The organism is Streptomyces sp. AA4 (assembly GCF_000158875.1).
GTDB lineage: Bacteria > Actinomycetota > Actinomycetes > Mycobacteriales > Pseudonocardiaceae > Amycolatopsis.
The window spans coordinates 177,824-182,716 of sequence record NZ_GG657746.1; the positions used below are offsets into that span (position 1 = coordinate 177,824).

Annotated in this window: 3 protein-coding genes; 1 reads left to right on the forward strand and 2 read right to left on the reverse strand. The window is 70.6% G+C overall.

The annotated features are described in order from the left end of the window. Positions 1-76 precede the first annotated feature (76 nt). Together SSMG_RS00835 and SSMG_RS00840 are read right to left on the reverse strand one after the other, a co-directional pair. Positions 77-1,477 (reverse strand): hypothetical protein, encoded by a 1,401-nt coding sequence (locus tag SSMG_RS00835; RefSeq protein ID WP_158687977.1) that lies wholly within the window; start codon positions 1,475-1,477, stop codon positions 77-79. Between the two features lie 360 nt (positions 1,478-1,837). Further along, entirely contained in the window at positions 1,838-3,004 is a 1,167-nt protein-coding gene (locus tag SSMG_RS00840; protein ID WP_009071871.1) for a pyridoxal phosphate-dependent aminotransferase, read from the reverse strand. 29 nt (positions 3,005-3,033) lie between these two features. On the opposite strand from SSMG_RS00840, the gene SSMG_RS00845 reads away from it, so the two are divergent. Further along, complete coding sequence (locus SSMG_RS00845; protein WP_009071872.1) at positions 3,034-4,332, forward strand: DUF445 domain-containing protein; 1,299 nt, start codon at positions 3,034-3,036, stop codon at positions 4,330-4,332. The last annotated feature ends 561 nt before the right edge of the window (positions 4,333-4,893 follow it).

A 4,893-nucleotide genomic window follows, 5' to 3' on the forward strand; every position in this document is an offset into this window, starting at 1 on the left:
GCGGCGAACGGGCGCGCGCGATCAAGAAGTTGATCTTGAGGTGGACGGAGCTCTCCCCGGATAACCGGTTGGGCGGTCAGTCCGGGGAGGTGGTCGGCAGGGCGGCGTCCCTGCCCGCGCCGTCGACCTCGTGGTCGCGGCTGACGCCGATGAGCTTGAGCTGAGTGACGGTGTCGCCGTCGCCGGCCAGCGCGAACAGCTGGCGCAGGCCGCCGTGCCCGTCGTGTCCCGGGGAGACAGTCGACGCGGGCGCGGCCGGCGCGGCCGGCGCCGCGGGGAGGCCTTCGCCGCCACCGCTGCTGCCGCCTCCGGCCTGGCTGCGTTCCTTGACCGGCGGCGCGGGCTCGGTTTCCTGCTGGGCCGCGGACTGCACGGTGAGGACGCGGGCGGACGCGGCGTGCTGGACGACCGGAGCCTGCTGGGCGGCCTTCCCGGCAACCGGTGCTTCCGGCTCTTTCGCCAGCTTGGCCGCCGGGACGGCGGCGGTGATCGACCCGCCGGCGGATTGCGCTGGCTCGACCGGGGCGACGGGCGGTTCGTCGACTCGGACCGGCGCCGCGACGAGCACGGTGTCGACTGAGGTGACGGTGGTGTGCAGGGTCGTGTCGACGGTGTCGTCCACGGTTCCGAGGATGCCGCCGAGCAGTCCCGGCTGCCCGGCTTCGGGGCTGCCGAGGAGTCCGCCCAGGAGACCCGGGCCGGATTCGCTGCCGGATCCGCCGAGCAGGCCGCCGAGGAGTCCTTGCTGGGGTTCGCGGGTGGTGCTGAGCAGGCCCTGGCCGGGCTGGCTGGTCGAGCCGGTGATGCTGCCGAGCAGGCCCTGGCCGGGTTTGGTGGTCGAGCCGGTGAGGCTGCCGAGCAATCCCGGCTGGGGTTCACGGCTGGTGCTGACGGGGCTCGGTTTGGTGCTGCTCACCGGGGTGACTTCGGGGGTGGGGTGTTTCGCGGTGCCCGGGCTCTTCGCCTTCGCGGGCTTGGCGATCTTGACCGCGGTGCCGGGGTGGTCCGGCTTGCTGTTCGAGCCGCCGCCGGACGCGGTGATCGGCTGGAAGCTGACGTCCGGCCGGTAGTCGCCGGCGGAGAACCGGAACCGGTGGAGGTGGTCGTGTTTCGCGCCGGTCGCCGTGCCGGGCATGGCCCAGGTGAGCGTGCCGGACGTGGCCGTTCCGGCGTACCGGTTCTCCGGTTCGGGGTCGTGCGCCGAGGCGATGGGACGGTCGGCGTGGTCGTCCGTCGTCGCGTTCGCCTGGGACAACGCCGCGCCGAGCAGCCAGCCGGCCAGGGTCAGCCCGCCGGCGACGGCGATCCGGGCGGCCGGGCGGGCGAGCGGAGCCGCCCAGGCGCGCGGCCGTCGTCGCGCGCCCGCGCGCGCGAAGGAGGAGTCGCGGTCGGCCATCCCGAGCAGCGCGGAACCCGTTGTCCCGAGTGGACTGGAGCCGGCCGTCGCGGAGGGTGCGAGGCCGCGCGAAGTCGCCATGCGGGTCACGCCACCACCACCGTCCGCGCCTGAAGCTCGTGCCGCCGCACGAGACTGATCTTGCTGGGGCTGTCTTCCGGCCAGGTCGCAGGTCCCCCGGGGCTGCCCTCTTTCTAGCACCGGACGCGAGTGTTTCATCTCTCCCGCGCTCGATCCACCCCGTAAGGCGGAACGTCCGCACCGGCTCTGGTGTCCGATCCGCCCTAGTCGATCACCCTGCGTCGCGTCAACCGGGGCGGATGCGGCCATCCGGGCGGCCCCTCCGCGGCGCGAATTCGGGCGTTGACCCGATGTTTCGGCCGCCGGGACACTCTCGGTGTCCCCATTCCGGACCGGGGAAGAGCCGCCGGACGGCAGTCGTCAGACGAGTTTCCGCAGGCGTTCGACGGCCTCGTCGATCACCTCGTTGCGCTTGCAGAACGCGAACCTCAGCAGATGTTTCCACTCGTCCGGGTGATCCGTGAACACCTTGACGGGTACCGCGGCGACTCCGGCGCGTTCCGGCAGCGTCCAAGCGAGTTCGGCGGCGTCGGCGAATCCGAGCGGACGCACGTCAGCGGTCACGAAGTACGTCCCGGCGCTCGGCCGGACCGCGAATCCCGCATCGGCGAGACCGGCGGACAGCCGATCGCGCTTCTCCTGCAGGCTCGCGCGCAGGTTTTCGACCCACTCCAGCTCGTTGTCGAGCGCGTACGCCACGGCCGGCTGCAGCGGTCCGCCGGAGACGAAGGTGATGAACTGCTTCGCCGCCTTCACCGCGGCCACCAGCTCCGGCGTCGAGCAGATCCAGCCGATCTTCCAGCCGGTGCAGTTGAAGGTCTTGCCCGCGCTCGAAATCGCGACGGTCCGCTCGCGCATCCCGGGGAACGAGGCGAGCGGAAGGTGCTCGGCGCCGTCGAAGACCAGGTGTTCGTAGACCTCGTCGGTGACGGCGATGAGGTCGTGCTCGACGCACAGCCGCGCGACCTCCTCCAGTTGCGCGCGCGAAAACACCGTGCCGGTGGGGTTGTGCGGCGAATTCAGCAGCAGCGCGCGGGTTTTCGGGGTGATCGCATCGCGGAGGGCGTCGAGGTCGAGTTCCAGCTGGCCGTTCTCGGTTTCGACCAACCCGACCACGCGCCGCTGCGCGCCCGCCATCGCGACCGCGGCGGCGTACGAGTCGTAGTACGGCTCGACCACGATCACCTCGTCGCCGGCCTCGGTCAGCGCGATCAGCGACGCCGCGATGGCCTCGGTCGCACCCGCGGTGACCAGGATCTCGGTGTCCGGGTCGTAGCTGGCGCCGTAGCGCTGGCAGTGCCGGCTGATCGCGGCGCGCAGCTCCGGGCGGCCCGGTCCGGGCGGGTACTGGTTGTCGCCGCCGAACAGCGAGTTCTTCGCCGTTTCGAGCATTCCGGCGGGCCCGTCGGTGTCCGGGAAGCCCTGGCCGAGGTTGACCGCGTCGTGCCGGACGGCGAGCGCGGTCATCTCCGCGAAAACCGTCGAGGCGAACGGGCGAAGGCGGGGGACGAGAGCTGGTTCACGCACGAGAACGCATCCTCACGGACAATGGCGGGGTGGAGCAACTCACCCCGGCCAAGGGCACGCCCGCGGACCCGCCCGGCGGCGCCGCCGGCGAAGAGGCGAAACGGCGCGCCCTGCGCAAGATGAAGCTGGTCGCGCTGTCCTTCCTGCTCGGCGCGACGATCGTGTTCCTGCTGACGAGCTGGGCGGAGTCGGCGGGCTGGTCCGGCTGGGTCGGCTACGTGCGCGCCGCGGCCGAGGCGGGCATGGTCGGCGCGCTCGCGGACTGGTTCGCGGTGACCGCGCTGTTCCGGCATCCGCTCGGACTGCGGATCCCGCACACCGCGATCATCCCGAACAAGAAGGACCAGCTCGGCAACAGCCTCGGCGAGTTCGTCGGCTCGAACTTCCTGTCCCCGGACGTCATCCGCGACAAGCTCCGCCGCGTCGAGGTCGCCAGCAGGCTCGGCGGCTGGCTCGCGCAGCGCGACAACGCGGAACGCGTGACGTCGGAACTGGCGACGGTCGTCCGCGGCGCGGTCACGGTGCTCCGCGACGAGGACGTGCAGGCGATCATGGAGCAGGCCGTGGTCAAGCGCGTGATCGACAAGCCGTGGGGCCCGCCGCTGGGCAAGATCCTGGCGGGCGTCTTCGAGGACGGCGCGCACCACAAGCTGGTGGACCTGATGTGCGACCGGGCTTACGAGTGGGTCCGGGACAACCACCAGACGATGCTGCGCGTGGTCTCGGACCGCGCGCCGAGCTGGTCGCCGAAGTTCGTCGACGAAATGCTGGCGGACAAGGTGTACGGCGAGGTCCTGACCTTCGCCTGGGCGGTGAAGACGGACGTCAACCACCCGATGCGCCTTGCGCTGGACAAGTTCCTCGGCGAGTTCGCGCAGGACCTGCAGACCGACCCGAAGACCATGGAGCGGGCCGAGCAGGTCAAGGGCCAGATCGTGAACCACGGCGAAGTGCAGAAACTGATCGGCAACGCGTGGGCGACGGCCAAGGAAATGCTGCTGAACGCCGCGGAGGACCCGTCGAGCGAACTGCGCCAGCGCGTCCGCGGCGGCCTCGAATCGCTCGGCAAGCGCCTCGTGGACGACCCGTCGATGACCTCGAAGGTGGACGGCTGGGTCGAGAGCGCGGCGGTCTACCTGGTGACCCATTACTCGCGCGAGATCACGACGATCATCACGGACACGGTGGAGCGCTGGGACGCCGAGGAGACGTCCCGGAAGATCGAACTGCAGGTCGGGAGGGATCTGCAGTTCATCCGCATCAACGGGACGGTGGTGGGTGCGCTGGCCGGGCTGGTGATTTACGCGGTGGCGCAGTTGCTGTTCTGAGGCTCTGTGCTGCTCGGTTCTGACGGTGCTGGTCTGGTGGGATGCTGCGGCAATCGTTCGCGCGCTCGCCATTGCGCTCCGCGGGGGACGCGCCGTGACGATCTTCAGCGACCCCACCGCCTCGGCTTCGCACCGAGGGTGCGCGCGAGGGGTTTTCGACCGCTCGCACCTCCGCTACCTCGTTCCGCGTGGAGGACGTGCGCGGTGAAGACCTCCAGCAACCACCCGGACTCCCGCCGCTCCGCCCTGCGCCGAGGGGCGCGTGAACGGATTTTCGGCGACCGGCCGCGCCCGCTTCCTAGGCCGAGGTGGATTTCGTTGTGGTTGAGCGGAATTCTCCACTGTGCCCGCGTTCGCTGGCTTGTCCGGGACGCCAGCGGAGCGCGGCTCAAAGCGCGCGGGGTCCCTGGCGGTGAGTGGGTGCGGCGGGTGGTCGGCCGGATGCGCGCAGTCCTATACCACAGCCGCGGGCCGCTCAAACCAGTTGTCCTCAGAGATGAGTTATCCCCGGGGTTATCCACAGGAATGCCTCATAGCCTAATCGCTGTCCACAACTTGTGG